23 protein-coding genes, 1 tRNA gene and 1 pseudogene are annotated in these 24,070 nt (G+C 71.2%); 14 read left to right on the top strand and 11 right to left on the bottom strand.

Features of this window, described 5'->3' with window-relative positions:
* Positions 1 to 2 precede the first annotated feature (2 nt).
* Complete coding sequence (locus IFY26_RS14395) at positions 3 to 1,298, bottom strand: efflux RND transporter periplasmic adaptor subunit (RefSeq protein WP_232549695.1); 1,296 nt, start codon at positions 1,296 to 1,298, stop codon at positions 3 to 5.
* A 245-nt stretch (positions 1,299 to 1,543) separates the two neighbouring features.
* Here IFY26_RS14395 and IFY26_RS14390 point away from each other — a divergent pair, with 245 nt between their 5' ends.
* Positions 1,544 to 4,006: a phosphoketolase family protein gene (locus IFY26_RS14390; protein ID WP_232549694.1), complete on the top strand. Its 2,463-nt coding sequence runs from the start codon at positions 1,544 to 1,546 to the stop codon at positions 4,004 to 4,006.
* Between the two features lie 654 nt (positions 4,007 to 4,660).
* Positions 4,661 to 4,885 carry a hypothetical protein gene (locus IFY26_RS14385; RefSeq protein WP_232549693.1) on the top strand — a complete coding sequence of 75 codons (225 nt, stop codon included), beginning with the start codon at positions 4,661 to 4,663 and terminating at the stop codon, positions 4,883 to 4,885.
* A 778-nt stretch (positions 4,886 to 5,663) separates the two neighbouring features.
* Here IFY26_RS14385 and IFY26_RS14380 read toward each other — a convergent pair.
* From IFY26_RS14380 to IFY26_RS14360, 5 genes are all read right to left on the bottom strand, one after another.
* Positions 5,664 to 6,065, bottom strand: coding sequence for a hypothetical protein (locus tag IFY26_RS14380; protein ID WP_232549692.1), 402 nt, complete (start codon positions 6,063 to 6,065; stop codon positions 5,664 to 5,666).
* Entirely contained in the window at positions 6,065 to 6,520 is a 456-nt protein-coding gene (locus IFY26_RS14375; RefSeq protein ID WP_232549691.1) for a nucleotidyltransferase family protein, read from the bottom strand. The genes IFY26_RS14380 and IFY26_RS14375 overlap by 1 nt, the downstream gene beginning before the upstream one ends.
* Before the next feature lie 944 nt (positions 6,521 to 7,464).
* Positions 7,465 to 7,550, bottom strand: a tRNA-Leu gene (locus IFY26_RS14370).
* A gap of 108 nt (positions 7,551 to 7,658) precedes the next feature.
* Positions 7,659 to 8,633, bottom strand: coding sequence for an aldo/keto reductase (locus tag IFY26_RS14365; protein WP_232549690.1), 975 nt, complete (start codon positions 8,631 to 8,633; stop codon positions 7,659 to 7,661).
* Positions 8,634 to 8,710: 77 nt separating this feature from the next.
* Complete coding sequence (locus IFY26_RS14360) at positions 8,711 to 9,550, bottom strand: undecaprenyl-diphosphate phosphatase (RefSeq protein ID WP_232549768.1); 840 nt, start codon at positions 9,548 to 9,550, stop codon at positions 8,711 to 8,713.
* A gap of 128 nt (positions 9,551 to 9,678) precedes the next feature.
* On the opposite strand from IFY26_RS14360, the gene mshC reads away from it, so the two are divergent.
* From mshC to IFY26_RS14340, 4 genes are read left to right on the top strand one after another with little or no spacing between them, the layout of a single operon-like run.
* The gene (mshC, locus tag IFY26_RS14355; protein ID WP_232549689.1) at positions 9,679 to 10,929 is read left to right on the top strand and encodes a cysteine--1-D-myo-inosityl 2-amino-2-deoxy-alpha-D-glucopyranoside ligase; all 1,251 of its coding nucleotides are present in this window, start codon (positions 9,679 to 9,681) and stop codon (positions 10,927 to 10,929) included.
* An 11-nt stretch (positions 10,930 to 10,940) separates the two neighbouring features.
* Positions 10,941 to 11,204, top strand: coding sequence for a phosphoribosyl-ATP diphosphatase (locus tag IFY26_RS14350; protein ID WP_232549688.1), 264 nt, complete (start codon positions 10,941 to 10,943; stop codon positions 11,202 to 11,204).
* Between the two features lie 10 nt (positions 11,205 to 11,214).
* On the top strand, positions 11,215 to 12,072 hold the full coding sequence (gene hisG, locus IFY26_RS14345) for an ATP phosphoribosyltransferase (RefSeq protein ID WP_332836200.1): 858 nt from the start codon (positions 11,215 to 11,217) through the stop codon (positions 12,070 to 12,072).
* A 22-nt stretch (positions 12,073 to 12,094) separates the two neighbouring features.
* The gene (locus tag IFY26_RS14340; protein ID WP_232549687.1) at positions 12,095 to 12,595 is read left to right on the top strand and encodes a PH domain-containing protein; all 501 of its coding nucleotides are present in this window, start codon (positions 12,095 to 12,097) and stop codon (positions 12,593 to 12,595) included.
* On the opposite strand, the gene IFY26_RS14335 is transcribed toward IFY26_RS14340, so the two are convergent.
* Together IFY26_RS14335 and IFY26_RS14330 are read right to left on the bottom strand one after the other, a co-directional pair.
* A complete protein-coding gene (locus tag IFY26_RS14335; protein ID WP_232549686.1) occupies positions 12,596 to 13,357 on the bottom strand; it encodes a hypothetical protein in 762 nt (253 codons plus the stop codon). It lies immediately after the preceding gene.
* 1 nt (position 13,358) lies between these two features.
* Positions 13,359 to 13,907: a hypothetical protein gene (locus IFY26_RS14330; protein WP_232549685.1), complete on the bottom strand. Its 549-nt coding sequence runs from the start codon at positions 13,905 to 13,907 to the stop codon at positions 13,359 to 13,361.
* Between the two features lie 57 nt (positions 13,908 to 13,964).
* Here IFY26_RS14330 and IFY26_RS14325 point away from each other — a divergent pair, with 57 nt between their 5' ends.
* Together IFY26_RS14325 and IFY26_RS14320 are read left to right on the top strand one after the other, a co-directional pair.
* Positions 13,965 to 14,492: an SseB family protein gene (locus IFY26_RS14325; RefSeq protein ID WP_232549684.1), complete on the top strand. Its 528-nt coding sequence runs from the start codon at positions 13,965 to 13,967 to the stop codon at positions 14,490 to 14,492.
* Positions 14,482 to 14,730, top strand: a complete 249-nt coding sequence (locus tag IFY26_RS14320; protein WP_232549683.1) for a hypothetical protein — start codon at positions 14,482 to 14,484, stop codon at positions 14,728 to 14,730. The genes IFY26_RS14325 and IFY26_RS14320 overlap by 11 nt, the downstream gene beginning before the upstream one ends.
* Positions 14,731 to 14,757: 27 nt before the next feature.
* Here the strand turns inward: IFY26_RS14320 and IFY26_RS14315 are convergent, their stop codons facing one another.
* The 3 genes and pseudogenes from IFY26_RS14315 to IFY26_RS14305 all read right to left on the bottom strand — a co-directional run bounded on the left by IFY26_RS14315 (position 14,758) and on the right by IFY26_RS14305 (position 17,497).
* Positions 14,758 to 15,792, bottom strand: coding sequence for an ABC transporter substrate-binding protein (locus IFY26_RS14315; protein ID WP_232549682.1), 1,035 nt, complete (start codon positions 15,790 to 15,792; stop codon positions 14,758 to 14,760).
* Positions 15,793 to 15,845: 53 nt separating this feature from the next.
* Positions 15,846 to 16,721, bottom strand: coding sequence for an ABC transporter permease (locus IFY26_RS14310; protein ID WP_232549681.1), 876 nt, complete (start codon positions 16,719 to 16,721; stop codon positions 15,846 to 15,848).
* Positions 16,718 to 17,497: pseudogene (locus tag IFY26_RS14305) on the bottom strand (ABC transporter ATP-binding protein). The gene IFY26_RS14310 and the pseudogene IFY26_RS14305 overlap by 4 nt, the downstream one beginning before the upstream one ends.
* 255 nt (positions 17,498 to 17,752) lie before the next feature.
* On the opposite strand from IFY26_RS14305, the gene infC reads away from it, so the two are divergent.
* The 6 genes from infC to pheT all read left to right on the top strand — a co-directional run bounded on the left by infC (position 17,753) and on the right by pheT (position 23,999).
* Positions 17,753 to 18,523 (top strand): translation initiation factor IF-3, encoded by a 771-nt coding sequence (infC, locus tag IFY26_RS14300; protein ID WP_416046581.1) that lies wholly within the window; start codon positions 17,753 to 17,755, stop codon positions 18,521 to 18,523.
* 97 nt (positions 18,524 to 18,620) lie between these two features.
* A complete protein-coding gene (gene rpmI, locus IFY26_RS14295; protein ID WP_232549679.1) occupies positions 18,621 to 18,815 on the top strand; it encodes a 50S ribosomal protein L35 in 195 nt (64 codons plus the stop codon).
* A 35-nt stretch (positions 18,816 to 18,850) separates the two neighbouring features.
* Complete coding sequence (gene rplT, locus IFY26_RS14290; RefSeq protein ID WP_232549678.1) at positions 18,851 to 19,216, top strand: 50S ribosomal protein L20; 366 nt, start codon at positions 18,851 to 18,853, stop codon at positions 19,214 to 19,216.
* A 112-nt stretch (positions 19,217 to 19,328) separates the two neighbouring features.
* Positions 19,329 to 20,186 carry a TrmH family RNA methyltransferase gene (locus tag IFY26_RS14285; protein ID WP_232549677.1) on the top strand — a complete coding sequence of 286 codons (858 nt, stop codon included), beginning with the start codon at positions 19,329 to 19,331 and terminating at the stop codon, positions 20,184 to 20,186.
* A gap of 100 nt (positions 20,187 to 20,286) precedes the next feature.
* Positions 20,287 to 21,396 carry a phenylalanine--tRNA ligase subunit alpha gene (gene pheS / locus IFY26_RS14280; protein WP_232549676.1) on the top strand — a complete coding sequence of 370 codons (1,110 nt, stop codon included), beginning with the start codon at positions 20,287 to 20,289 and terminating at the stop codon, positions 21,394 to 21,396.
* On the top strand, positions 21,393 to 23,999 hold the full coding sequence (gene pheT, locus IFY26_RS14275; RefSeq protein ID WP_232549675.1) for a phenylalanine--tRNA ligase subunit beta: 2,607 nt from the start codon (positions 21,393 to 21,395) through the stop codon (positions 23,997 to 23,999). Before pheS ends, pheT begins: the two co-directional genes overlap by 4 nt.
* The last annotated feature ends 71 nt before the right edge of the window (positions 24,000 to 24,070 follow it).

Below are 24,070 nucleotides of genomic sequence, written 5' to 3'. Positions count from 1 at the left end.
GCTCACGGGGTGGCCTCCGGGGCCGGCGCCGCCGCGGAGCCGTCCAGGGGCATGCCGTCCGGGCCGACCGCGCCGTCGGTGGTCATCATGCCGACGGTGATGAGGACGGTGTCGCCCTCCTCCAGGCCCGAGACGATCTCCACCATGTCGCCCCCGGTCTCGCCCAGGGTCACCGGGGTCGGCACCTCCGCCCCGTCGCGCAGCACGATGACCGTCCCGTCCGTGCCCGAGCCCCAGTCAATGATCGCGGACATGGGGACGGCCAGGACGGCCTCGGACGCGTCGGTGGAGAGGGTCACGATCGCCGCGATGCCGGCGAAGACGTCCGCGGGCTGCCCATCCAGCGTCACCGTGACCGGGAAGTTCGCGGCCCCGGGGCGTCCTTCCGTCTGGGACGCCTCCGCCACGACACCGAGGCCGGTCACCGTGCCGGGGATCGGGTCGGGGGAGGACGAGACCGTGACCGTCGCGGGCATGCCGATCGACAGCCGGGAGCGCTCCGAGCCGCCGACCGTGGCGTCCACCTGGAAGGTGTGGGAGATCACCACCACGGCGGCTCCACCGCTGGTGGCCGCACCGGTCGCGTCCGCCGCCGATGTCGTCGAGCCCGCTCCCACGCTGTCGCCCACGTGGACGTCGACCGCCGCCACGACGCCGTCGATCGTGGAGACCAGGCTGGCCTGCTCCAACGCCTTCTCCGCCTCGGTGAGCGCCTGCTCCTTCACCGCGTGCTCGGAGCGCAGGGCGGTGACCTCGGCCGAACTGCCCGAGCGACGGGCGTTCTGGTAGTCGGTCCACGCCGCATTGACCTCGGCCCGCGCGTCGGTGACGGCCTGGCGCAGTTCCGCGTCGTCGATGGTCGCGAGCACGCTGCCGGCGGTGACGGTGTCGCCCACGTTCACGTTGACCGCCGTCACGTCGCCCTCGCTGGTGAAGGACAGATCGAGCCGCTGGGTGGGTTGCACCGTTCCCGAGAGCGTGACCTCCGAGCCGAGGGTCGTCCGCTCCACCACGTACTCGGCGTTCTCGACCGGGTAGCCACCCATCGCCGCGTCGAACGACCGCTGCACGGCGCTGACCACCATGAACCCGGCGACCAGGAGGCCCACCAGGGCCAGCGCTCCGATCGCCAGGGCATCCCGGCCGCTGAGCCGCCAGAACGGCTCCCGTGCGGGCGGCACCGGCGGGGGAGCGAGCGGGGTGGCGGTGGGGGTCGGATCGTCGGTGGCCACCCGGGTCGGGGCGGGGTCGACGGGCTCGGAGTCCGGTTGCGGTGCCGGGTCGGGAGCAGTGGTCACGGCGTCACTCCTGGGTCGGGGCTGGCCACACTCTGTCACCAATCGGTGCGCGTGTCCTCCAACCCAGGTCGAGTCGGGTCTCGTACCTAAGCACCATCGCGTGGCCGGGCGCCGGGAGGTGATCGGACGCCCCCACTCCGAGTCAGCCCACTCCACGGACGCCGAACCGCCCACGTCGGGCCGCGGCGGGCTAGCGTGGGGGGCGTCCGGAACCACACCACCCAGGAACACCGGGAGGCATCACGATGACTGCGCACGACACCTGGCCCCAGACCACCGGCACGCCCCTCGACGCGGAGGGTGCGCGGCTGATCGATGCGTGGTTCCGCGCCGCGAACTACCTCTCGGTCGGCCAGATCTACCTGTTGGACAATCCGCTGCTGCGCGAGGAGTTCACCGTCGACGACGTCAAGCCCCGCCTGCTGGGCCACTGGGGGACGACGCCGGGGCTCAATTTCCTCTACGCGCACTTCAACCGCGCCATCGCCCAGCGGGGGCTCGACGCGCTCTACATCACCGGCCCCGGCCACGGCGGCCCCGGCCTGGTGGCGAACACCTATCTGGAGGGCACCTACACCGAGGTGTACCCGACGGTCACCCGCGACACCGCGGGGCTGGGCCGGCTGTTCAAGCAGTTCTCCTTCCCCGGCGGCATCCCGAGCCACGTCGCGCCCGAGACCCCGGGCTCGATCCACGAGGGGGGCGAGTTGGGCTATGCGCTCTCGCACGCCTATGGCGCCGTCTTCGACAACCCGAACCTGCTGGCGTTCACCGTCGTCGGCGACGGTGAGGCCGAGACCGGCCCGCTGGCCACGTCGTGGCACTCGAACAAGTTCGTGAACACCGCCACCGACGGCGTCGTGCTGCCGGTGCTGCACCTGAACGGCTACAAGATCGCCAACCCGACGGTGCTGGCGCGCATCCCGGAGTCCGAGCTCGCCGATCTCATGCGGGGCTACGGCCACGAGCCGTTCTTCTTCACCGGTGGCTTCGACGACGAGGATCCGCTCGAGACCCACCAGCGGTTCGCGGCCGTCCTCGACGAGGCACTGGACGCCATCGTCCGCATCAAGGCGCAGCCCGAGGGCAAGGACGCCCCGCGTCCGGCCTGGCCCATGATCGTGTTCCGGACGCCGAAGGGCTGGACCGGCCCGGAGGAGGTCGACGGCAAGCGCACCGAGGGAAGCTGGCGCAGCCACCAGGTGCCGCTGGCGTCCGCCCGCGACACCCCCGAGCACCTCCAGCAGCTCAAGGACTGGCTGCTCTCCTACCGGCCCGAGGAGCTGTTCGACGCCGACGGGGCCCTGCTGCCCGAGATCGCCGCGCAGGCGCCGCAAGGTGAGCGCCGCATGAGCGCCAACCCCGTCACCAACGGCGGGCTGGTGCTGGCCGGCCTCAAGCTGCCCGACTTCCGCGACCACGCCGTCGACGTGGAGGAGCCCGGCGCGACGGTCTCGGAGGCGACCCGCACGCTGGGCGCGTGGCTGCGCGACGTCGTGGCGGCGAACCCGACCACGTTCCGCATCTTCGGGCCGGACGAGACGGCGTCCAACCGGCTGCAGGACGTCTACGAGGTGACCGACAAGCAGTGGAACGCCGAGTTCCACGCCACCGATGACGACGACCACCTGGACGTGAGCGGCCGCGTCATGGAGATGCTGTCGGAGCACCAGTGCCAGGGCTGGCTGGAGGGCTACCTGCTCACCGGGCGCCACGGGATGATGAGTTCCTACGAGGCGTTCATCCACATCGTCGACTCGATGTTCAACCAGCACGCGAAGTGGCTGAAGGTGACGAACCAGATCGAGTGGCGGCGTCCGATCGCGTCGCTGAACTACCTGCTGAGCAGCCACGTGTGGCGGCAGGACCACAACGGCTTCAGCCACCAGGATCCGGGGTTCATCGACCATGTGGTGAACAAGAAGTCCGAGATCATCCGGGTCTACCTGCCGCCGGACACCAACACGCTGCTGTCGACGTTCGACCACTGCCTGCGCTCGCGGCAGTACGTGAACGTCGTCGTGGCCGGCAAGCAGCCGAACCCGAACTGGCTGAGCATGGAGGAGGCCATCAAGCACTGCACGCGCGGCCTCGGCATCTGGCACTGGGCGGGCACCGAGTCCGACGGGGACGACCCCGACGTCGTGCTCGGCTGCGCCGGCGACATCCCAACCATCGAGGTGCTCGCGGCGGCGAAGATCCTGCGCGAGGCGATCCCGGAGCTGAAGGTGCGCGTCGTGAACGTGGTCGACCTGATGCGGCTGCAGGACGCCGACGAGCACCCCCACGGGCTGACCAGCCGGGAGTTCGACACGTACTTCACGCCCGATCGGCCCGTGGTGTTCGCCTACCACGGCTACCCGTGGCTGATCCACCGGCTCACGTACCGGCGCACCGGCCACGCGAACCTGCACGTGCGCGGCTTCAAGGAGGAAGGCACCACCACGACGCCGTTCGACATGGTGATGCGCAACGACCTCGACCGCTACCACCTGGTGATGGATGTCATCGACCGCGTGCCCTCGCTCGGCTCGCGGTACGCCAACCTGCGGCAGTACATGGCCGACCAGCGCATCATGTGCCGCCAGTACGCCTACACACACGGCATCGACCACCCGGAGGTGAACGACTGGGTCTGGGGCGACGGGGGCGACTCGACGGAGTCGGTCGTGGCGGGTACCCAGGGCACCGGCGGGGACAACGAGTAGGACGGCGTCGGGGTCGGGTCTGGACGCGGTCGCCTCCGGGTTGCTGGGCGTCAGCCGGCGGGGTGGACGCCGCCGTGGCGCGCGTCGGGAATGCACGTGGCGCACCTTGGCGGCACGTGGCGCAGCGGACGTCACCCGGCGGCCCGTCCAGGCCCCGCCAGGTGAGCTGCACTGCGCCAAGTGCAGAAAGGAGGCGCGAAGTGCAGAACAGATGCGCCAGGTGAGGAGAGGGCGCTCCACGTGAACGGGACGAGCGCCCAGCGAGCGGGGCGTCCCGTCTCGGTGACGGATTGGTTCCACGAGTCACCGGTCCTCCCGCCGATCGTGGGACGCCGCGGTGAGCTGGCGAGGTCAATGAGCCCGCGGGCGGCGACGTGCCGTGCCATTGACTGCGCCTTCTTCTCCGCATTACGTTGAGCCCCTGGCGGGTAGATCCCTGCATCGCCTCAAAACAGTTTTCGAGCTCGCATGCGGGTTGGGGTGACAGTCTCAATGGTGGTGGAGAGGCGTTCTCGAAGGCAAAAGGAGCTGCTGTCCTTCTGCCTTCGTGAAGAATGTGTGGATGGTGTTTGCTTTCTCGTCTCCACCGCCCCCATGGTGCACGACGCTGTAGCCCACCCCGGCCGCCTGTTGGTCAGCCCTCGGGGGCAGCTCATGCTCGACGGCGAAGTGGGCCAGCGGGCGGGTCGATTCATTGTCGTGCTCGACGAGGGCACAACTTTCACTGAGGGGTGCCTCGTCTCCCGGCATGGGTCGGTGGTGCACGTGGGGCAATCCTTCTTCTTCGATCGGGCCGGCAGCGCCTTCTGGGCTGGGGACGAGGTTCTCTCCTTGCTCGATGACCACGATGCCGTTGGTGTCATCGGTATCGGAACCTGATCTGCTCCTTCCAGATGGCAGGCCTGGAGGAGCACGGATGGTGTGCAAAAGCGTGACGTGTGCGCAGACGTGACCTCAGGCGAGGGGCGGTGGCAGAGCCCGCCAAGCGGCTGCGGCGGTCACGGCGCACACCGGCGCCCAGATCGCGGGCTCCACCGGGACGGCGACGCCAGGTTCGGTAGGACCGCCAGGCCCAACAGTGCCGCGACTGTTATGAACATGCCGCGGCGAACCATGGGCGTCCCCGCGCCTGAGGCGACGAACGTCGCGAGGGTCGCGTAGCCGATGGCAGCGCCGGCGCTGGTACGGCGGAGGCGAACGGGGAGGCGTCCTGGGCGGCCGCCGTAGGCGGCTACCCCCCACGGGGCACCGGCGGCCAGGGTGGCCTGGAAAGCGGCCAGGCCGGCCAGTCCCGCCGAGGCGGTGGCAGTGGCCCACGGGACTGTCATGCCGTCACACCAGCCCAGGCGGACGCCACCGCTCACCGGATGCGGCGCAAGGGGTCGCCTCCTCCCAGGGCCCGGATAGGTGAAACGCCTTGTCAGTGGGACAATTGGAGTAGACGGGAAGCTCCCAGTGCGCGAGAGAGGACTTGAATCTCCACGCCTTTCGCCTGGAATCCCCCTCGGCAATGCTCTTTTCCGTTGGTTGTTCACGTATTGCGCCTCGTCGTGGGGAATGCGTGGGCAATCGTCTGCGTTGGTGAGCGCCTTGACTGTGCCCTTTTGGTGAGCCTGGGCCGACGGTCACCCGATCGGGAGCCTCCGCCAGCGGGAGGTCAGGTTCCCAGGTGGACGATGTCGACGGCCAACTCGACCAGGTTTCTGGCGCGTCGAACGAGCGGCTCGGCCTTGGCTGCGGACACCAGGGTGACGCCGTACTCGACATCGGCTTTGCTGGAGATCAGGTCACGGAGCCACTTCTCAGCGGCGGCGGCCTCGGACCGTTTGCCCAGGGCTTGGCGAAGCTCTTTCGCGGCGGTTGCGTGGTCCCTGCCCTTGCCCGTGCTGCCGGTCAGGTTGGTTACGATCGCGTCTTTGGCGCTGATGCCGGCGTGGATCGCGTTCGCCGCCGCGACAGTGTTGCGCTCGGCCGCCAGGTCGGCTTCCGCCGAGGCGAGATACTCCTGCGCCTTCCTCAGGAAGCTCCGGGCGTGGTTGCGTTGCTCGAAACTGGGCATCAGGCCACCTGTGATCCGGGTCGGGGGAGTGAGCCCACCAGCGCAACACCATCGGCCATGATCTGCTCGACCACCGGTTCGTCCCCGCTCGCGGCGAGTTGAGCGAACCGGTGAGGAGTGAACACAACCACATCGCAGTCGTTGCCGAGTTGTGCGCGGACGGAGTCCTCCAGCTCTGCTCGTCCATCCCACGATTCCTCCGCGATCACGGCCAGGTCGATGTCGCTGCTGGCCGTGGCCTCGCCACGGGCGACCGAACCGAAGAGGACGACCGAGTCCGCCCCGGATGCGGCGGCGATCTCACGCAGGGTGCCGAGGGGCTCCAGGAGGGCCCTCAGGGCCCCCACGGTGTAGTGGGCCTCGTTGACCGTGTAGAGGTTCGCCCGGCCCACGGTCGTGCTCTCGAGGAGTCCGAGCGAAACGAAGTCCGCGAGGGCCTGCTGTACCGACCACAAGCTGTGCTCGTCCCGCATCAAGCCGTGAATCTGCCTTCCCGTCAGAGGTGTGCCTGTGCGTAGCAGGACAGAAAGCACCGCGCTGCGTGCCCCGGGGAAGAGGCCGCCGAAGGGCTGTCCGAACATCATGTGATCATCGTCCCACCGAAATGACTGGAATTCCAGTCATGTGATCGCGCCACCGATCAGTCGGATCAGAGAACCCTCGGATCCGGCCCAGATGCTCCACCACCTGGACCCCGGACACGACGTCTCCCGCGGCCCTTCCCACGACGCAGCCCTCGGCGCGACGATCGCCCGGATCGGCGATGTCACTGCCGCTGCCACAGCACCCGGCCGCAGCCGCCGACGTGCCAGCACCGCTGCTGCGTGCTCGCCTAACACCTCGGGCAGGAGTGGAGGGGTTGCGGTCCTGACCGGCGGCGTCCACTCACCCCGGCTGATCGAGCGCTCCTGGTCGACCAGCCAGGCCTTTGGATCCATCCGCGCCACGAACGTCACGGGGGCGCTGTGGCGCCGCAGATCGGGTCCGGGTCAAGTCCGGTGTAGCGCGCCCGGAATCGGCCCCTGGGTAGCTTCGAGATCTCGCCGGAGACACGGCGTCCGGCCGTCCGGCTTCTAGGCATGACGAGCCATCACCAGTACGCGCATCATGTCCGGCCGCCCGGTTCGTACGCCGGCGGCCGCACCCCGGGCAGCCCCGCCGCGGGGGAGTGGCTGAGACATGACGCGCTCCTTCGCTCACCTCAAATGACGGTGTCGAGGGTGCCTTCACGGCCATCGGGGGGCAGGTTCCCCATTCCCCACGTGGGGAGAGCGTGGGGAGTACGTGGGGATAGAACGGCACTATCCGGCCACTTGTGTCCACTTGGGACCAAGAGCGAGATAGGTAAATCGCCTTGTCAGAGAGGCAAAAGCAGTAGTCAGGAAGCCGAAGCTCCCAGTGCGCGAGAGAGGACTTGAACCTCCACGCCCTTAATCGGGCACTAGCACCTCAAGCTAGCGCGTCTGCCAATTCCGCCACCCGCGCAGGTGTCGTCCGGGTTGCCCCGACAGCCCTAGAACCATACCGCGCCGAGGCGGAGATGTCGAAACGACGCCGCCGTCCGTCCACCACAGGGCGGCCGACCCGCGCCCCTCACGCCGTCGGCGCCGGACGCGCGTCGTTCGGCCCGCCGGAGACGTCGTCCAGGGCCGCCGCGATGGGGACCGGCAGCTCCATCTCCTCCGCAGCCAGGTACTCCGCCAGTTGCTCGGCGGTCCGGGCGCCCAGCAGGGGAGCGGTGACGCCCGGGGCGTCCCGAACCCACAGCCAGGCCACCTGCAGCGGCGTGATGCCCAGGCCGTCCGCCGCCTTGGCCACCGCCTCCACCACCGCCCGCGAGCGCGGCTCCAGGTAGGGCTCGACGTACCAGCCGAAGTGGTCCGACGCCGCCCGCGACCCGCGCGGGACGCCGCCGCGGTACTTGCCCGTCAGCACCCCGCGTCCCATCGGCGACCACGGGAAGAACCCCATCCCGAAATGCCGGATCGCCGGCAGCACCTCCACCTCGGCCCGCCGCGCCAGCAGCGAGTACTCCACCTGGTTGCCCACGATGCGGGCACGCCCCGGGAACGCCTCCTGCCACGTCGCCGCCGAGGCCGTCTGCCAGCCCACGAAGTTCGAGACGCCGGCGTACCGCACGTCGCCCACCGTCACCGCATGGTCGAGCGCTGCGAGCGTCTCCTCGAGCGGCGCGGGCCCCCAGGCGTGCACCTGCCACAGGTCGATGTGGTCGGTGCGCAGCCGGCGCAGCGACTCGTGCAGGTCGTCCAACAACGCCCGGCGCGAGGTGTCGATCACCCGGACGCCGTCGCGGAACGTGAACCCGGCCTTCGTGGCCACCACGATGTCGTCGCGGTTCACCTCGGTCTTCATCAGGACGCCGAGGATGCGCTCGGCCTCGCCCCTCGCGTACGCCGGGGCGGTGTCGACGAGGTCGCCGCCCGCTTCGGTGAAGGCGCGCAGCAGGCCGCGGGCGTCCTCCTTGGAGGTGTCGCGGCCCCACGTCATGGTGCCGAGCCCCATTCGAGAGGTCGACAACCCGCTGGTGCCCGCGTTCCGGCGCAACATGCGCGCAACCCTAGCCAACGGACGCCGCCCCGCTCATCCGGGCGGGCTCACGCGTCCGCCACCGCGTCAGAGCCGGTTCACACCGGCGTGATCACGCCGCCGAACAGCAACCCGACGATGACCAGGCCCACCACGATGCGGTAGATCACGAACACGGTGAAGTCGTTGGTCGCCACGAACTTCAGCAGCCAGGCGATGGACACGTACGCCACGACGAACGACACGACGATGCCGATCACCGTCGCCAGCCACCCGACGCCACCGGGGGCCGCGATGTCGGGCGCGGCGGTGATGGCCTGGAACGTCCCGGCCGCCACCAGCGTGGGGATGCCCAAGAAGAAGCTCATCCGGGTCGCGCTCACGCGGTCGATGCCCATGAACAGCGCGCCGGAGATCGTGGCGCCGGAGCGGCTCACCCCCGGGATCAGCGAGATCGACTGGATGAGGCCCAGCAGCAGGCCGTCCTTCCAGGTGATCGACTCCTCACCGCGGGTCTGCTTGCCGAGCCGGTCGCCAGCGAACATCACGAAGCTCCAGAGGATCAGACCGCCGGCGACGACCCACAGCGAGCGCAGCGGCCCTTCGATGAAGCCGCGCAGAGCCAGGGCGATGACGGCGGTCGTCGCGAAGCCGACGATCACGGCCCACCCGAGCCTGAAGTCGTTCCCGCGCTTCTGGGCATCGGCCAGCCCGGCGAACCAGGCGGTCGCGATGCGGACGATGTCGCGCCAGAAGTACACGATGGACGCCAGCATGGCGCCCACCTGGATGATCGCCGTGTATGCGGTCACCGACGGGTCGTCGATGGGCAGCCCCATCAGCTTCTCCACGACGGTGAGGTGCCCGGTGGACGACACCGGGAGGAACTCGGTGATGCCCTCGACGATGCCGAGGATCACGGACTCCCACCACTGCAGCATGAACCAGCTCCCTGTCTCGGGCGCATGTCGCCCCGGCGAGCCAGCGTAATGGCGACGCTAGGCTTTCCCGAGGCAGGTTGCCGCAACCGCGCGCGTCGCCGCCCAACTCGACGACAGGAGCCCCCATGCAGGCATGGTCCGCCCCGGACGTGCCCCCGCTGGCCCACCGGGACCCGCGGCGTCCGCGCGTGTTCGACACCGCGACCGGCCGTCTGGTTGAGGTGGGCCCGGCCTCGGACGCCGACGCCCGGCTCTACGTCTGCGGCATCACGCCCTACGACGCCACGCATCTCGGCCACGCCAACACCTACGTCGCGTTCGACCTGCTGAACCGCGTCTGGCGGGACGCCGGCGTGGGCGTCCGCTACACCCAGAACGTGACCGACGTCGACGACCCGCTGCTCGAGCGCGCCGACGCGACCGGCGTCGCGTGGGAGGAGCTGGCAGAAGACCAGACGCAACTGTTCCGCACCGACATGGAGGCCCTGTGCGTCCTGCCGCCCGACCACTACGTCGGGGCGGTCGAGTCCATCCCGCTGGTCGTGAGCCTGATCGAGCGACTCCGGCCGACGGGTCTTGTGTACCAGGTGGACGACCCCGAGCACCCCGACTGGTACTTCGCCTGCAGCGCCGCCGACGGCTTCATGGACGTCGCGCATCTCGACCTCGCGGCCGCCCGGGCGATCTTCGCCGAGCGTGGCGGGGACCCCGACCGCCCGGGCAAGCGCGACCCCCTCGATTGCCTGGTCTGGCGCCAGGCGCGCGACGGAGAGCCGGCATGGGAGTCGAGCCTGGGGCGGGGGCGTCCAGGTTGGCACATCGAGTGCACCGCCATCGCGCTGGAGCACCTCGGGGAGACCTTTGACGTCCAGGGCGGCGGCTCCGACCTGGTGTTCCCGCACCACGAGATGTGCGCCGTCGAGGCGCGCGCCGCCACGGGCGAGCCGTTCGCCCGCGCCTACGTGCACGCCGGCATGGTCGGCTACGACGGCGAAAAGATGAGCAAGTCCAAGGGCAACTTGGTGCTCGTCTCGAAGCTGCGCGAGCAGGGCGTCGACGCCCGGGCCATCCGGCTCGTGCTGCTCGCGCACCACTACCGCGACGACTGGGAGTACACCGACGCCGACCTGGCCGCGGCGCAGCAGCGCCTCGCCGCGTGGCTCGCGGTCACCAACGATGCCGGGGGCTTCACCGCCGACGAGACGGTCGCCGCGATCCGGGACGCGCTGCGCAACGACCTGGACGCCCCCGCGGCCCTGGCGGCCGTCGACACCTGGGTGGCGGCCCACACGAGCGTCGGCGGGGACGACCCGGCCGCCGTCGACGCCGTGGTCACCGCCGTGGATGCGCTGCTCGGCGTCCGCCTGAACGGCTAGGGTGGGGCCACGTGAAGACGTTCGAGGATCTGTTCGCGGAGCTGTCCGCCAAGGCGGCCGAACGGCCCGAGGGGTCGGGCACGGTGAAGGAGCTGGACGCCGGCGTCCACTTCATCGGCAAGAAGGTCGTCGAGGAGGCGGCCGAGTCGTGGATGGCCGCGGAGTTCCAGTCCGACGCCGAGACGGCCGAGGAGATCAGCCAGCTGCTCTACCACACGCAGGTCCTGATGATCGCGAAGGGTCTGACCCTCGCCGACGTCTACCGCTACCTCTGAGAGGCCGACCGTGACCGACCGACCGCTGCGCATCGCCCTGCCCAACAAGGGCTCCCTGGCCGAGGCGACCACCCACATGCTGACCGAGGCGGGCTACCGGCAGCGCACCGACTCCAAGGATCTGGTGTTGCTCGACGCCGCCAACCAGGTCGAGTTCTACTACCTGCGGCCCCGCGACATCGCGGTGTACGTGGGGGAGCGGACGCTCGACCTCGGCTTCACCGGCCGCGACATGCTGCTCGACTCCGCGGCCGCCGCCGAGGAGGTGCTCGCCCTCGGGTTCGGCGGCACGAAGTTCCGCTTCGCCGCGCCGGGGGCGTCCGGCTGGAGCGCCGCCGACCTCCACGGCACCCGCATCGCCACCAGCTACCCGGGGCTGCTCGGGGCCTGGCTCGCCGAGCGTGGCATCGAGGCGCGCCTCATCAAGCTGGACGGGGCGGTCGAGTCGGCCGTCCGCCTGGGGGTGGCGGACGCCGTCGCCGACGTCGTCGAGACCGGTTCGACGCTCAAGCGCGCCGGGCTGGAGATGTTCGGCGAGCCTATCTTGGTGAGCGAGGCGATCCTGATCCAGCCGCGGGGCGTCGAGCGTCCGGCGGGGCTGGACCTGCTGCTGCGCCGCCTCGCCGGCGTGATGACCGCCCGCAACTACAAGATGATCGACTACAACGTCTCCGAGGCACGCCTCGAGGCCGCCTGTGCGATCACCCCCGGCATCGACAGCCCGACCGTGTCACCGCTGGCGCGCGACGGCTGGCTGGCCGTGCGCGCCATGATCCCGGCCGCCGAGGCGCACCGGCTCATGGACGAGCTGTGGGACGTCGGCGCCGAGGGCATCCTCGTCACCGACATCGCGGCGTGCCGCCTCTGAGCGGATCGCTAGGGTGGGAGCCATGGGCCGTCCGAAGGAACTGAGTCAGGTCGAGCTGGCCGCGCACCCCCGCATGGTGCGCCGGCAGGCGATCCTGTGGTCGATCGTGCTGCCCGGGGCGGCGCTGCTGGGCTGGTTCATGCTGCCGGCATCGATTCGCGTCCTGTTCACCGGCTTGCAGATCGGCACGCTCGTCTTCTTCGTGCTCATCATGCTGGGCATCGTGTGGGTCATGGCGATGTGCTGGGTGAAGGCCGGCCCGGAGGGCGTGGTGTTGCGCAACGGTCTCAAGCGCTACCACGTGCCGTGGGACGCCGTCGCGGCGGTTCGCTACTGGCCGGGCGACTCGTGGGCATTCCTCGAGAAGGGTCACCTCGACCAGCCGGTGCTCGCGCTGCAGCGCGTGGACGGCCGCTACACCGACGAGGACGTCGAGGTGCTCCGCGAGCTCCACGCCCGGTACGCGCCCGTCCGGCCCGCGTCCGATGTTGCCGTGCCCGGCGCTGAGGGGGGCGAGGGCTGATCAGCCCCAGGCGGGCAGCTTGTCGTTGACGGTGTCGCCGCCGTAGTCGATGCGGTCGTCCGGCTGGACGCGCGCGACTTCGAGTTCCGGATCGTCGAGCAGCGCCGTGGCGAGAGCCTCATCACCGCCGATGAGCGTGAAGCGGTGGTCGATCTCGGTGGCCACGAACCACGTGTGCTCCGCCGGCCAGATCAGATTGGGTGACTGCTCCGGTTCGAGGGGCGCTTCGCCCTGCCCACGTGTCACCAGCGCGAGGGGGTGCAGGGGGCCGCGCAGGACGACGTAACCGCGGGAGGGCAACTCCAGCAGCGGGGTGCGCCAGCTGTCGATCCGCCGGCCCTGGCCGAGCACCCGGCCCGGTCGCTCCGGGTCCAGACCGGCCGCGACGTGGTCGAGACCGAAGCCGTTCCAGAAGGCGTAGTAGACCTCGTCGGCTGCCGGCAGGTGGCAGAACAGCCGGCGCATCTCCGCCTCGGGCAGCGAGCCGATCATCGGCCCGTTCACGAACTCGTCCTGGTTGCGGCACAGGCCCTCCCACTGCATCAGGGGGTGCGCGAAGCGATAGCGCTGGGCGGCGATGCGATCCCAACGGCGGCCGTCGGGGGCGGGGTGGAACAGGCGGAGGTAGACCGCGAATCCGGTGGGCACCTGCGAGCACACGGGAACACCGCGGCCCCAGCCCCACGGTTCCAGACGCGGCTCGATCCACGTGGTGGGGGAGAGGTCGGTGACGAGCTCGGGCGGTTGTGCGGGGTGGTGCACGTCAGTTGATGCCGCGCTTGCGGAGCAGTTCCGCGATCTCGTCGAACTCGGCGTCGGAGCCCGCCGCCTGGTTGCCGGGGGCGGCCGTCCCGGGGCGCGTCGCCCCACCGGCAGCGGCGGGGGTGTCGCGTCCGGTCACGGCCGGGCGGGTGCGACCGCTCGCGGCGGCTCGCGCCGACGGCGCAGGGCTGCCGGAAGCGGTGCGCGGCTGCTTCGCGGCGTCCTTGCGGGCGGCACGACGGTCGGCGAGCGATTCCGAGGGAATGAGCCGGCTGCCCAGCATGAGGAGGGCCGAGAGCCCCGCGAGCACGATGCCCGTCCAGACCAGCGGCGTCAAGACGAGCCCCTGCACCCAGGACGTCAGCGTGGTGATCGCGCCGTCGACGGCGGGCGCCAGGCCCAGCAGGTAGACGCCGGCGGGCAGCAGGGTCAGCCCGATCCACCAGAACACCGTCTTCACCTGGGCGCGGCGCCAGATCAGGGCCGTGACCACGGCGAAGAGCAGCGTCAGCACGACGGTGATGACGATGTGGAGGACGTCGGGTTGCATGGCCCCACCCTACGGCCCCCGGGAGCCCCGGTCCCAACCGGCGCTACCGTGGGCCCCGTGCGTTTTCTCGGCCAGCCCCAAGCGTCCTACGCCGGCGACACCGGCGCCCCCGACCCCCGGGTGCGGGCGGCGCTGGCGTCCGCCTACGACGACGCCCGCGCCTACCAGCGGGCGATCGTGGAGTTGTGCGTCGGCCGCTTCCTGCTGCCCATCGTCGCCACGGGTGACGAGGGCGGCGACGGCCCCGACCCCGACCGTCATGCCGAGATGGCGGCCGTCCTGGTGCAATCGGACGCCGGCGCCACGGCCGTGCCCGTGTTCAGCGGCCTGGACGCCCTGACCGCCTGGCAGCCCCAGGCGCGACCCGTCCCGTGCACCCTGGACGACGTCGCCGCGACCGCCGCCGAGACCGGGTCGGTCGCCGTGGTCATCGACATCGCCGGTCCGGCGTCCTTGGTGCTGGAGGGTGACGTCCTCGCGCAGCTCGCGCAGGGCCGCCGGCTCGTGGAGCTCGACGACGGGGGTTTCGGCTGGGTCCACGCCCGCGGCAACTCCACTGGGGAAGAATCGACCCATGGAGAATGACACGCGCAGAATCGCGGATGCTAGGCCCGACTTGGTCGGGAAGGCGCCCGGTCGCGGCGGAACCTCTTTCCGAGGGCCGCTCATCGCGATCGGCATCATCCTCGTGCTGAGCGTGGCCGACACCGCGTTCCGGCTGGCCACGGGCGGCTATGTCGGCGTGCTCACGTGGGCCACCCTCATCACCATCGTGGGGGCCCTGGTGTTCGTCGCGCGCAGGGGCGCCCAGTCCCAGTCTTAAGCGGCCCGGGCGCCCCTGCGACGGCGGTCAGGAACCGGCGTTCGCGCTGAACTCGTCGTTCACGAAGGCGTCGGCCCCCAGCGGCGTGGCATGCGTGATCTGCCCGCCGGCCATCCAGATGCGCTCCATCTGGTCGATGGTCTCGGGGTAGGGCGCCAGGCGCGGGTCGAAGGTGTACTTCGGCGCGGTGCGCAGCACCTCGATGTCCTGCGACGTCGCCTCGGCGAGGATCTGCAGGTTCTCCTCGTCGGTGGCCCCCTCGCCCTGCAGGTCGGCCGCGCCCTGCACGAGCGCGTCGAAGAACTGCTGCGCGGCCGGGGTGGCGGCGAACTCGGGGCCGTACAGGACGCCGGTCGAGCTGACGCCCGCGGCGGGCACCCCGATCACGGTGCCGGCACCGTCACCGACGACCCGCTCCGACAGCGGCGCCGAGATGAGCGCGGCGTCCACCGCGCCCGTCGCCAGCGCGTTGGGCATGTCGGGGGTGGAGACGTTGACGATCTCCACGTCCGTCAGCTCCAGGCCGGCCTCCTCCAGGATCGACGCGACCAGGAACCCGCCCGTCGCCCCCGGGCCGCCCGCGGCGGCGATCCGCTTGCCCGCCAGATCGGCCACCGACGTCACCGAACCGTCGTCGTAGGACGCCTGCGCCGCGATGAGCGAGGTGGGCGAGTCCTCCGGGTCGCCGGTCTGGCGCCCCATCGAGCCGACCACCTGGAACTCCAGGCCCTCGCTGCGCGCGTTGAACATGCCGGCGGAGAAACCGGCGGTCAGCGCGTCCAGCCGCCCGGAGGCCAACAGCGGGATCGCGTCCTGGCCCGACTGCACCGCCTCCAGCTGCACCTCGACGCCGTTCTCGGCGAAGTACCCCTTGGCCTGGGCGATGTACAGCGGGGAGAACAGCGTCGACGGCACGTGGGCGACGCGGACGGTGGTGGTTTCGGTGCCTTCGGCCGTGCCGGCCGAGTCGGACGCCGACGGCGCGGCCTGCCCGGTGCAGCCGGCCAGGGCCAGGGCGAGGCCGGCCACCAGGCCGGCGATGCGGTTTGCGGTGCGCTTCACGGGAGTGCTCCTCAGGTGGGTGGTGCGGTCGGTTTCAGGGTTGGGGGAGGACGTCAGGACGCGCGGCGTCCGCGGCGCCACGGGATGGCCCGGCGCTCGAGCAGGGCGAACAGGGCGGTGAGGCCCGCGCCGAGCAGCGACACCATCACGAGCCCCACGTACATGCGGGCAGGCATGAACAGCGTCCAGGAGTTCCAGATGAGATAGCCCAGGCCGGTGTTGGACGCCAGCATCTCCACGGCGGTGATGACGATGACCCCCGTGCCCACCGCGACGCGGAACCCCGCGAAGACGTAGGGCAGCGCCCCGGGCAGGATCACGAAGCGGAAGCGGTCGAGCCCGCGGGCCCCGTAGGCCCGGGCGGCCTCGAGCAGCTTCGCGTCGATCGCGTGCACCCCGGCCACGGTGTTGATCTGCATGATGAAGAACACGCTGATCACCACCGACAGGATCCGCGGCGTCTCCGTGAGGCCGAAGATGAACAACAAGATGGGCAGGATGGCCACCTTCGGCAGCGCGTACAGCGCCGCGAACGTCGGGCCGAGCGCGGCGTTGAGCGCGCGGGAGGTGCCCATGAGCAACCCGACGACGACCCCCAGCACCGCCCCGATCAGCCCGCCGATGGTGAGGCGCCCGAGCGTGGCGAGCGTGTGGGTGGCCAGCGAACCGTCGGACGCCATGGTCGCGGCCTGGGCGGCCACGGCGGTGGGGGAGGAGAAGACGCGGATGTCGATCCACCCCGCCCGGGCGGCCACCTCCCACAGGGCCAGCAGCGCCACCGGCGTCGCGACGGCCAGCACGAGATCCCGGGTGCGCAGGCGCCGCTCGCGGGCGCGCTCGTCGCGGGCTGCCGCCTCGGTGCGCGCCGCGCGGTCGGGCGACTCGCTGGGCGCGGACGCCGGCGTCGCGGCGTGGTTCGTGGGCGTCATGCCCCCTCCTCGGTGGCGCGGACGTCGTCCTTGAGCAGGCCCCAGATGCGGTGGCGTAGGTCGACGAACGCCGGGTCGCGTTCGATGCCCATCGTGCGGGGGCGGGGGAACGGCACGGCGATGTCGGACGTGATGCGCCCCGGTCGGGTCGACATCACGATGATCCGGTCGCCGAGCAGGATCGCCTCCTCGATGTCGTGGGTCACCATGAGCACCGTCTTGCGCTCGGCCTCCCACAGGGTCAGCAGCTCCTCCTGCATGAGCTGCCGGGTCTGCGCGTCCAGCGCGCCGAGGGGCTCGTCCATGAGCAGCACCGCGGAGCCGGTCGCGAAGGCGCGCGCGATGGCGACGCGCTGCCGCATGCCACCCGAGAGCTGGTGGGGGTAGTGGCCCTCGAAGGCGGCCAGCCCGACGCGGGAGATCCAGTCGCGTGCCGTGGCCGTCCGGGCGGACGCCCCCGCCCCGTTCATGCGCAGCCCGAAGGCCACGTTGTCGAGCACGGTCATCCAGGGGAACACGCCGTGCTCCTGGAACACGAACGCCTCGCTGACGCGCTAGCCGCTCTGGGGACGCCGCACCTCGCCGGAGGTGAGCGGCTCCAGGCCGCCCATGATGCGCAGCAGCGTCGACTTGCCGCAGCCGGACGGGCCCACGATGCAGGTGAACGACCCCGGGTCGAGGGTGAGCGAGACGCCGTCGAGGGCCCACACCGGATCCGATCCGGAGAAGAAGACCTTCGACACCTCGCGGGCCTCCACGGTGGCGGCCTCGGCCATGCTGCGATCCTCCCGGGCTCGGTGATGGGTGCGTGCACGTCGGTGTGAAAGGCACCAGACTAGGGGGCGGAACCGGGCGTCCGCGTCCGCCGACACATCGTGGGCGGGCAGCCGACTTGGGCGAGGGCGCGGGGTCCGATAGGATGGACGGGTTCGACCACCCGTCGAGGGTGCGTTCGCTGCGAAGTGGAGTCGCCAAGCTCCCACCCGTCCGGCCCCCGGCCGGCAGGGTATCGGTGCCCCCGGGGAGTCGGGGTGAGTGCCGCTGGGCTTGGGCTTCCGCACGCAGCGGGAGCCCTTTTCGTGTGTCGACGCCCACCACGACAGGGAGGCACACCCATCAGCACCGAACCGCGCATCAACGATCGCATCCATGTGAACGAAGTACGCCTGGTCGGCCCCAACGGCGAGCAGGTCGGCATCGTCCGCATTGACGACGCCCTGCGCCTGGCCCGCGAGGCGGATCTCGACCTGGTCGAGGTCGCGCCGCAGGCCCGTCCGCCGGTCGCGAAGCTCATGGACTACGGAAAGTTCAAGTACGAGAGCGCGCAGAAGGCGCGCGAGAGCCGACGCAACCAGACGAACACGGTCATCAAGGAGATGAAGCTCCGCCCGAAGATCGACGACCACGACTACGAGACGAAGAAGGGCCACGTGGTCCGCTTCCTCCGTGGCGGGGACAAGGTGAAGATCACCATCATGTTCCGTGGCCGCGAGCAGAGCCGCCCCGAGCTCGGCTACAACCTGCTCAAGCGCCTCGCCGACGACGTGGCGGAGGACGGCAGCGTCGAGAGCCAGCCGCGCCAGGACGGCCGCAACATGCTCATGGTGCTCACGCCCACTCGGCGCAAGGCCGAGGCCCGCGCCGAGGAGCAGGCCGCCAAGCAGGTCCGCGCCGAGCAGCGTCAGGCCGACGCCGAGGCCGAGGCCCGGGAGGCCGCCGAGCAGCGGGCCGCGGCGCACGCGTCCGCCCAGCCCCGGCGCAAGCGGGGGCCGGCCGACAACCTGGATCCCGACGTCATCTGACGTCGATCGCCATCCGCACGGGCCCGCCCGGGATCCGTGTGCCAAGAACCTGCGACCTCGCGCCCGGGGTCGTGCCGAAGAAAGAAGGAGCGGCGACATGCCGAAGATGAAGACGCACTCCGGTGCCAAGAAGCGGTTCCGGGTCACCGGCAGCGGCAAGATCATGCGCCGCCGCGCCGGCAAGATGCACCTCAACGAGCACAAGCCCACGACGCGCACCCGCCGCCTGAGCAATGACGTCGTGCTGAGCAAGGCCGACACCAAGACCGCCAAGCGCCTGCTCGGCAAGTGACCCACCCGAACTGACACCCACGAGGAGATACCACCATGGCTCGCGTCAAGCGCTCCGTGAACGCGAAGAAGAAGCGCCGTGAGGTGCTGGACGAGGCGTCCGGCTACCGCGGCCAGCGCTCGCGCCTGTACCGCAAGGCCAAGGAGCAGCTGCTCCACAGCTACACGTACAGCTACGACCACCGTAAGGACAAGAAGGGCGACTTCCGCCGCCTGTGGATCCAGCGGATCAACGCCGGCGCCCGCGCCAACGGCATGACCTACAACCGGTTCATCTCCGGCCTGAAGGCCGCCGGTGTCGAGGTCGACCGCAAGATCCTGGCGGATCTGGCCGTGACCGACGAGCAGGCGTTCGCGTCGCTGGTCGAGCTGGCCAAGGCCAGCCAGCCCGCCGCCGCCTGAGACGGTCCACGCCGCGCGGCAGCCGGGGTTCCCACGTGTCCCGGGCTGCCGCGCGCGCATGTTCGCGTCCGTCAGATGTGCAAGGCTGGGCGACGCGAGATTCGGAGGGATGATGAGCGAACGCATCGAGCTCGAGGAGCCGAGCAACGCCGACCTGCGCAAGGCGCGCAGCCTGCTGCGCCGCAAGGAGCGCCGTGAATCCGGCCTGTTCCTGGTCGAGGGACGCCAGGGGGTCCGCGAGGCCCTCGCGGTGCCGGGCGTGGTCGAGTCGCTGTTCGTGCGCTGGTCGGACGCCGCCGCCAACGTCGACCTCATCGACGCCGCCCGCGCCGAGGCCGTCCCGGTCTACGCCGTCAGCGAGCAGAACCTCGGCACGATGTCCGACACCGTGACGCCCCAGGGCGTCATCGCCGTCGCCAACCGCGTCGACGTCGACCTCTCGACCGTGCTCGGCACGCGCCGCAAGGATCCGACGCAGCCCAAGAAGAAGCACGAGCGCAAGGACGTGGCGCTGATCGTCATCTGCGCCCAGATCCGCGACCCCGGCAACGCGGGCACGGTGATCCGGTGCGCGGACGCCTTCGGCGCGGACGCCGTCGTGTTCAGCTCCGACTCGGTCGAGGTCTACAACCCCAAGACGGTGCGCGCCTCGGTTGGCAGCCTGTTCCACCTCCCCGTCGTGGTCGGCGTGGAGTTGGAGGCGACCATCGAGGCCTGCCGCGCCGCCGGCATGCAGGTGTTCGCCACCGACGGGGACGCCGGGGTCGACCTGACCGATCTCGGGGAGCAGCTCGGCCGGCCGACGGCCTGGGTGATGGGCAACGAGGCGTGGGGCCTGCCGGCCGAACACCTCGACCTGGCCGACACCACCGTGGCCGTGCCGATCTACGGCCACGCCGAGTCGCTGAACCTGGCCACCGCCGCCGCGATCTGCCTGTACGCCTCGGCGTCCGCGCAGCGCACGGCCTGAGCGCCTTCCGCCGCGGGGCGCTGCCCGCGCGGCTCGAAGCGCAGACCCGCCGAACCGCACGCCACCTGAGAGCACGTTGAGTAGCCACGAAGGAGAGCCCATGTCGGGCCCGAACGACCAGTACGACCCGAAGCAGGTGTCGGCGCTGAGCGAGGAGTCGCTGGCGGCGACCGTGGCGGACGCCCTGGGGGCGTTCGCGGCGGCGTCCGACAGCGCCTCGCTGAAGGCCGCGCGGTTGGCGCACACCGGCGACCGGTCGCCGATCGCGCTGGCCAACCGCGAGATCGGCGCCCTGCCGCCGGCCGCCCGCAAGGACGCCGGCCGCCGCATGGGGGCCGCGCGGGGGCAGATCAACGCCGCCCTGGCCGCGCGTGCCGAGGAGATCGAGGCCGCCGAGCTGGAGGAGGCGCTCACGCGGGAGGCCATCGACGTGACGCTGCCGGTGGCGCTGGCGCCGCAGGGGGCGATCCACCCGATCACCGGCCTGATGGACCTGATGGGCGACGTGTTCGTCGCCATGGGCTGGGAGATCGCCGAGGGCCCCGAGGTCGAGGCCGAGTGGATGAACTTCGATGCCCTCAACCTGCACCCCGACCACCCGGCCCGCGCCGAGACCGACACGCTGTTCGTCGAGCCCGCCTCGGCGCACCGCGTGCTGCGCACGCACACCTCGCCGGTGCAGATCCGCGCGCTGCTCAACCGCGAGCTGCCGGTCTACGTCGTGTGTCCGGGCAAGGTGTTCCGCTCCGATGAGTTCGACGCCACGCACGTCCCGGCGTTCCACCAGATCGAGGGGCTGGTGGTCGACAAGGGCATCACGCTGGCGCACCTGAAGGGCACGCTCGATCACCTGGCGCAGGCGATGTTCGGCGACGTGACAACGCGTTTCCGGCCCAACTACTTCCCGTTCACCGAGCCCAGCGCGGAGATGGATCTGGAGTGCTTCGTGTGCCACGGCGCCTCCGTCGGCAATCCGGACGCGCCCTGCCGCACCTGCCGCAGCGAGGGCTGGATCGAGTGGGGCGGCTGCGGCGTCGTCAACCCCCGCGTGCTGCGCGCCGCGGGCGTGGACGCCGACGTCTACAGCGGGTTCGCGTTCGGCATGGGCATCGAGCGCACGCTCATGTTCCGCAACAACGCCGAGGACATGCGCGACATGGTCGAGGGCGACGTCCGGTTCAGCCGGTCGCTGAAGGGGGAGTCCCGGTGAGGGTCACGAAGAGCTGGATCGCCGAGTACGCCGCGCTGCCCGCGGGTCTGTCGGGCCGCGAGCTGGGCGAGGCGCTGGTGCGCGCCGGCCTGGAGGTGGAGCGCGTCGAGGCCGTGGGCGGCGACGTCACAGGGCCGCTGGTCATCGGCCGGGTCGTCGACTTCGTCGAGGAGCCGCAGAAGAACGGCAAGACCATCCGGTGGTGCCACGTGGACGTCGGCGCCGAGCTGGCCCCCGACGCCGCCCCGGGGCCGCTGCGCGGCGAGACGGTGGAGCGGATCGGCTCCCCGGGGGGCGGGTACTGGCCGCGCGGCGTGATCTGCGGTGCCCTGAACTTCGCCCCGGGTGACCACGTGGTGGTGGCGCTGCCGGGCACGACGCTGCCGGACCCCACGCAACCGGGCGGCTTCACCATCGGCTCCCGCAGGACCTACGGGCACCTCAGCGACGGCATGATCTGCGCCGAGGACGAGTTGGGCCTGGGCGAGGACCACAGCGGCATCATCGTGCTGGGTGACATCGACGCGGCGGGGGAGCCGTGGGTGCTCGGCGCTCCGGCGCTGGACGCCATGGGGGTGGCCGACGAGGTGCTCGACATGCCGATCACCTCCGACATGGGGCACTGCCTGTCGGTGCGCGGCCTGGCCCGCGAGGCGTCCCAGTCGCTCGGGGTGGCGTTCACCGACGTGATCGCCCACCCGACACCGGCGGCGTCCGAGGGCGGGTATCCGGTGCGGCTGGAGTCCGACGCCTGCCCGCTGTTCGTGGCGCTGACGGTCGAGGGGTTCGACCCGGCGGCACCCAGCCCGAGCTGGCTGCGCCAGCGGCTGGCGGCCTGCGGCATGCGCTCGATCTCGCTGAGCGTCGACATCTCCAACTACGTCATGCTCGAGACCGGCCAACCGAACCACTGTTACGACGCGGACGCCCTCGCCGGGCCCCTCGTCGTGCGGCGCGCCCGCGGTGGGGAGACGCTCGTGACGCTGGACGGCGTGACGCGTCGGCTGGACGACGAGGACCTGCTGATCACCGACGAGACCGGCCCGATCGGCTTGGCCGGCGTCATGGGCGGGGAGACCACCGAGCTGCGCGACGCGACGACCCGCATCGTCATCGAGGCCGCCCACTTCGATCCGATCAGCATCGCGCGAACCTCGCGCAGGCACCGACTGGTGAGCGAGGCGTCCAAGCGCTTCGAACGCCACGTGGACGCCGGCGCCGCCTACTCCGCCGCCCGACGGGTGGCCGAGCTGCTGGTGGAGCTGGGCGGGGGAGAGCTCGTCGCCGAGACGGTGGCCGGGTCCGTGCCCGCGATGCCCACCCAGACGCTCGCTGCGAACCTGCCGGAGCGGATCCTCGGCATGCCGGTGAGCGCCGATCAGGTGGTGGCGATCCTGACCGCCTCCGGGGTGCGCGTGGCGGGTGTGGACGAGCCGGTTGCGGACGGCGGCGAGGCGGCGCCGGGGGCGTCTCTCACCGTGACCCCGCCGACCTGGCGCAGCGACCTCGTGGACCCCTTCGACTACGTCGAGGAGGTCGGCATCAAGGTGGGGTACGACCGTATTCCATCGGTGGTGCCCACCGCGCCCGCCGGACGCGGCCTCACCCGCGAGCAACACCTGCGGCGTGCCGTCACGCGGGCGGTCGCCACGAGCGGCTTCGTCGAGGTGCTCACGTTCCCGTGGGTGGGCCAGGCGGACGCCGACGCGCTCGGGCTGCTGGCCGACGATCGGCGCCGCCGCGGCGTCCGGCTGGCGAACCCGCTGGCCGACACCGCGCCGGTGCTGCGCACGACGATCCTGCCCGGGCTGTTCGGGGCGCTCGCGCGCAACGCCTCGCGCGGCATCGATGACGTGGCGCTGTTCGAGGCGGGCCGGGTGTTCTTCTCGGCCGGCGACGAGCCGACTCCGCTGCCCGGGGTGTCGGGCCGCCCGTCGGAGTCCGACCTGGCCGCCATCGAGGCGACCCTGCCCGAGCAGCCGCGTCATCTCGCGGCCGTGGTGGCAGGCGACTGGCTTCCGGCTGGCTGGGACGGCCCCGCGCAGCCCGCGGGTTGGCGGCAGGCGTTCGGCCTGGCCGAGCTCGTGGCGACGACCGTGGGCGCCGAGCTGACGCGGGCGCCGGCGTCCGTCATGCCGTGGCACCCGGGGCGGTGCGCCGAGCTGGTCGTGTCCGGGACGGTCGTCGGCCACGCCGGCGAGCTGCACCCCAGCGTCATCAAGGCCTTCGACCTCCCGGCCCGCACGGCCGCCCTCGAGTTGGACCTCGACCTGCTGCTCTCGCTGGCCGGCGAGCCCGGCTCGGTCGCCGCGGTGTCGACGCACCCGGTGGTGAAGGAGGACGTGGCGCTCGTGGTGGAGGAGTCCGTCGGCGCGGCGTCGCTGGAGTCCGCGCTGGTCGCGGGCGGCGGAACGCTGCTGGAATCGGTGCGCCTCTTCGACGTCTACACAGGCGATCCGGTGCCGGCGGGCAAGAAGTCCGTCGCGTTCGCGCTGCGGTTCCGCGCGCCGGATCGGACGCTGACCGACGCCGAGGTGGCCCAGGCCCGCGCCGCCGCCGTCGCCGAGGCGGCGCGCGCGTGGGGTGCCGAGCTGCGGGCCTGACCCATCCTGGCGCGTGGAGCGCGCACACGGACTCCTCCACCACGGGGGTCGCCCATGATCGCGCTCACCAC

Origin of the sequence: Propioniciclava soli (assembly GCF_014858005.1) — a bacterium.
Taxonomy (GTDB): domain Bacteria; phylum Actinomycetota; class Actinomycetes; order Propionibacteriales; family Propionibacteriaceae; genus Propioniciclava; species Propioniciclava soli.
This window is presented reverse-complemented; position numbering and strand designations above follow the sequence as displayed.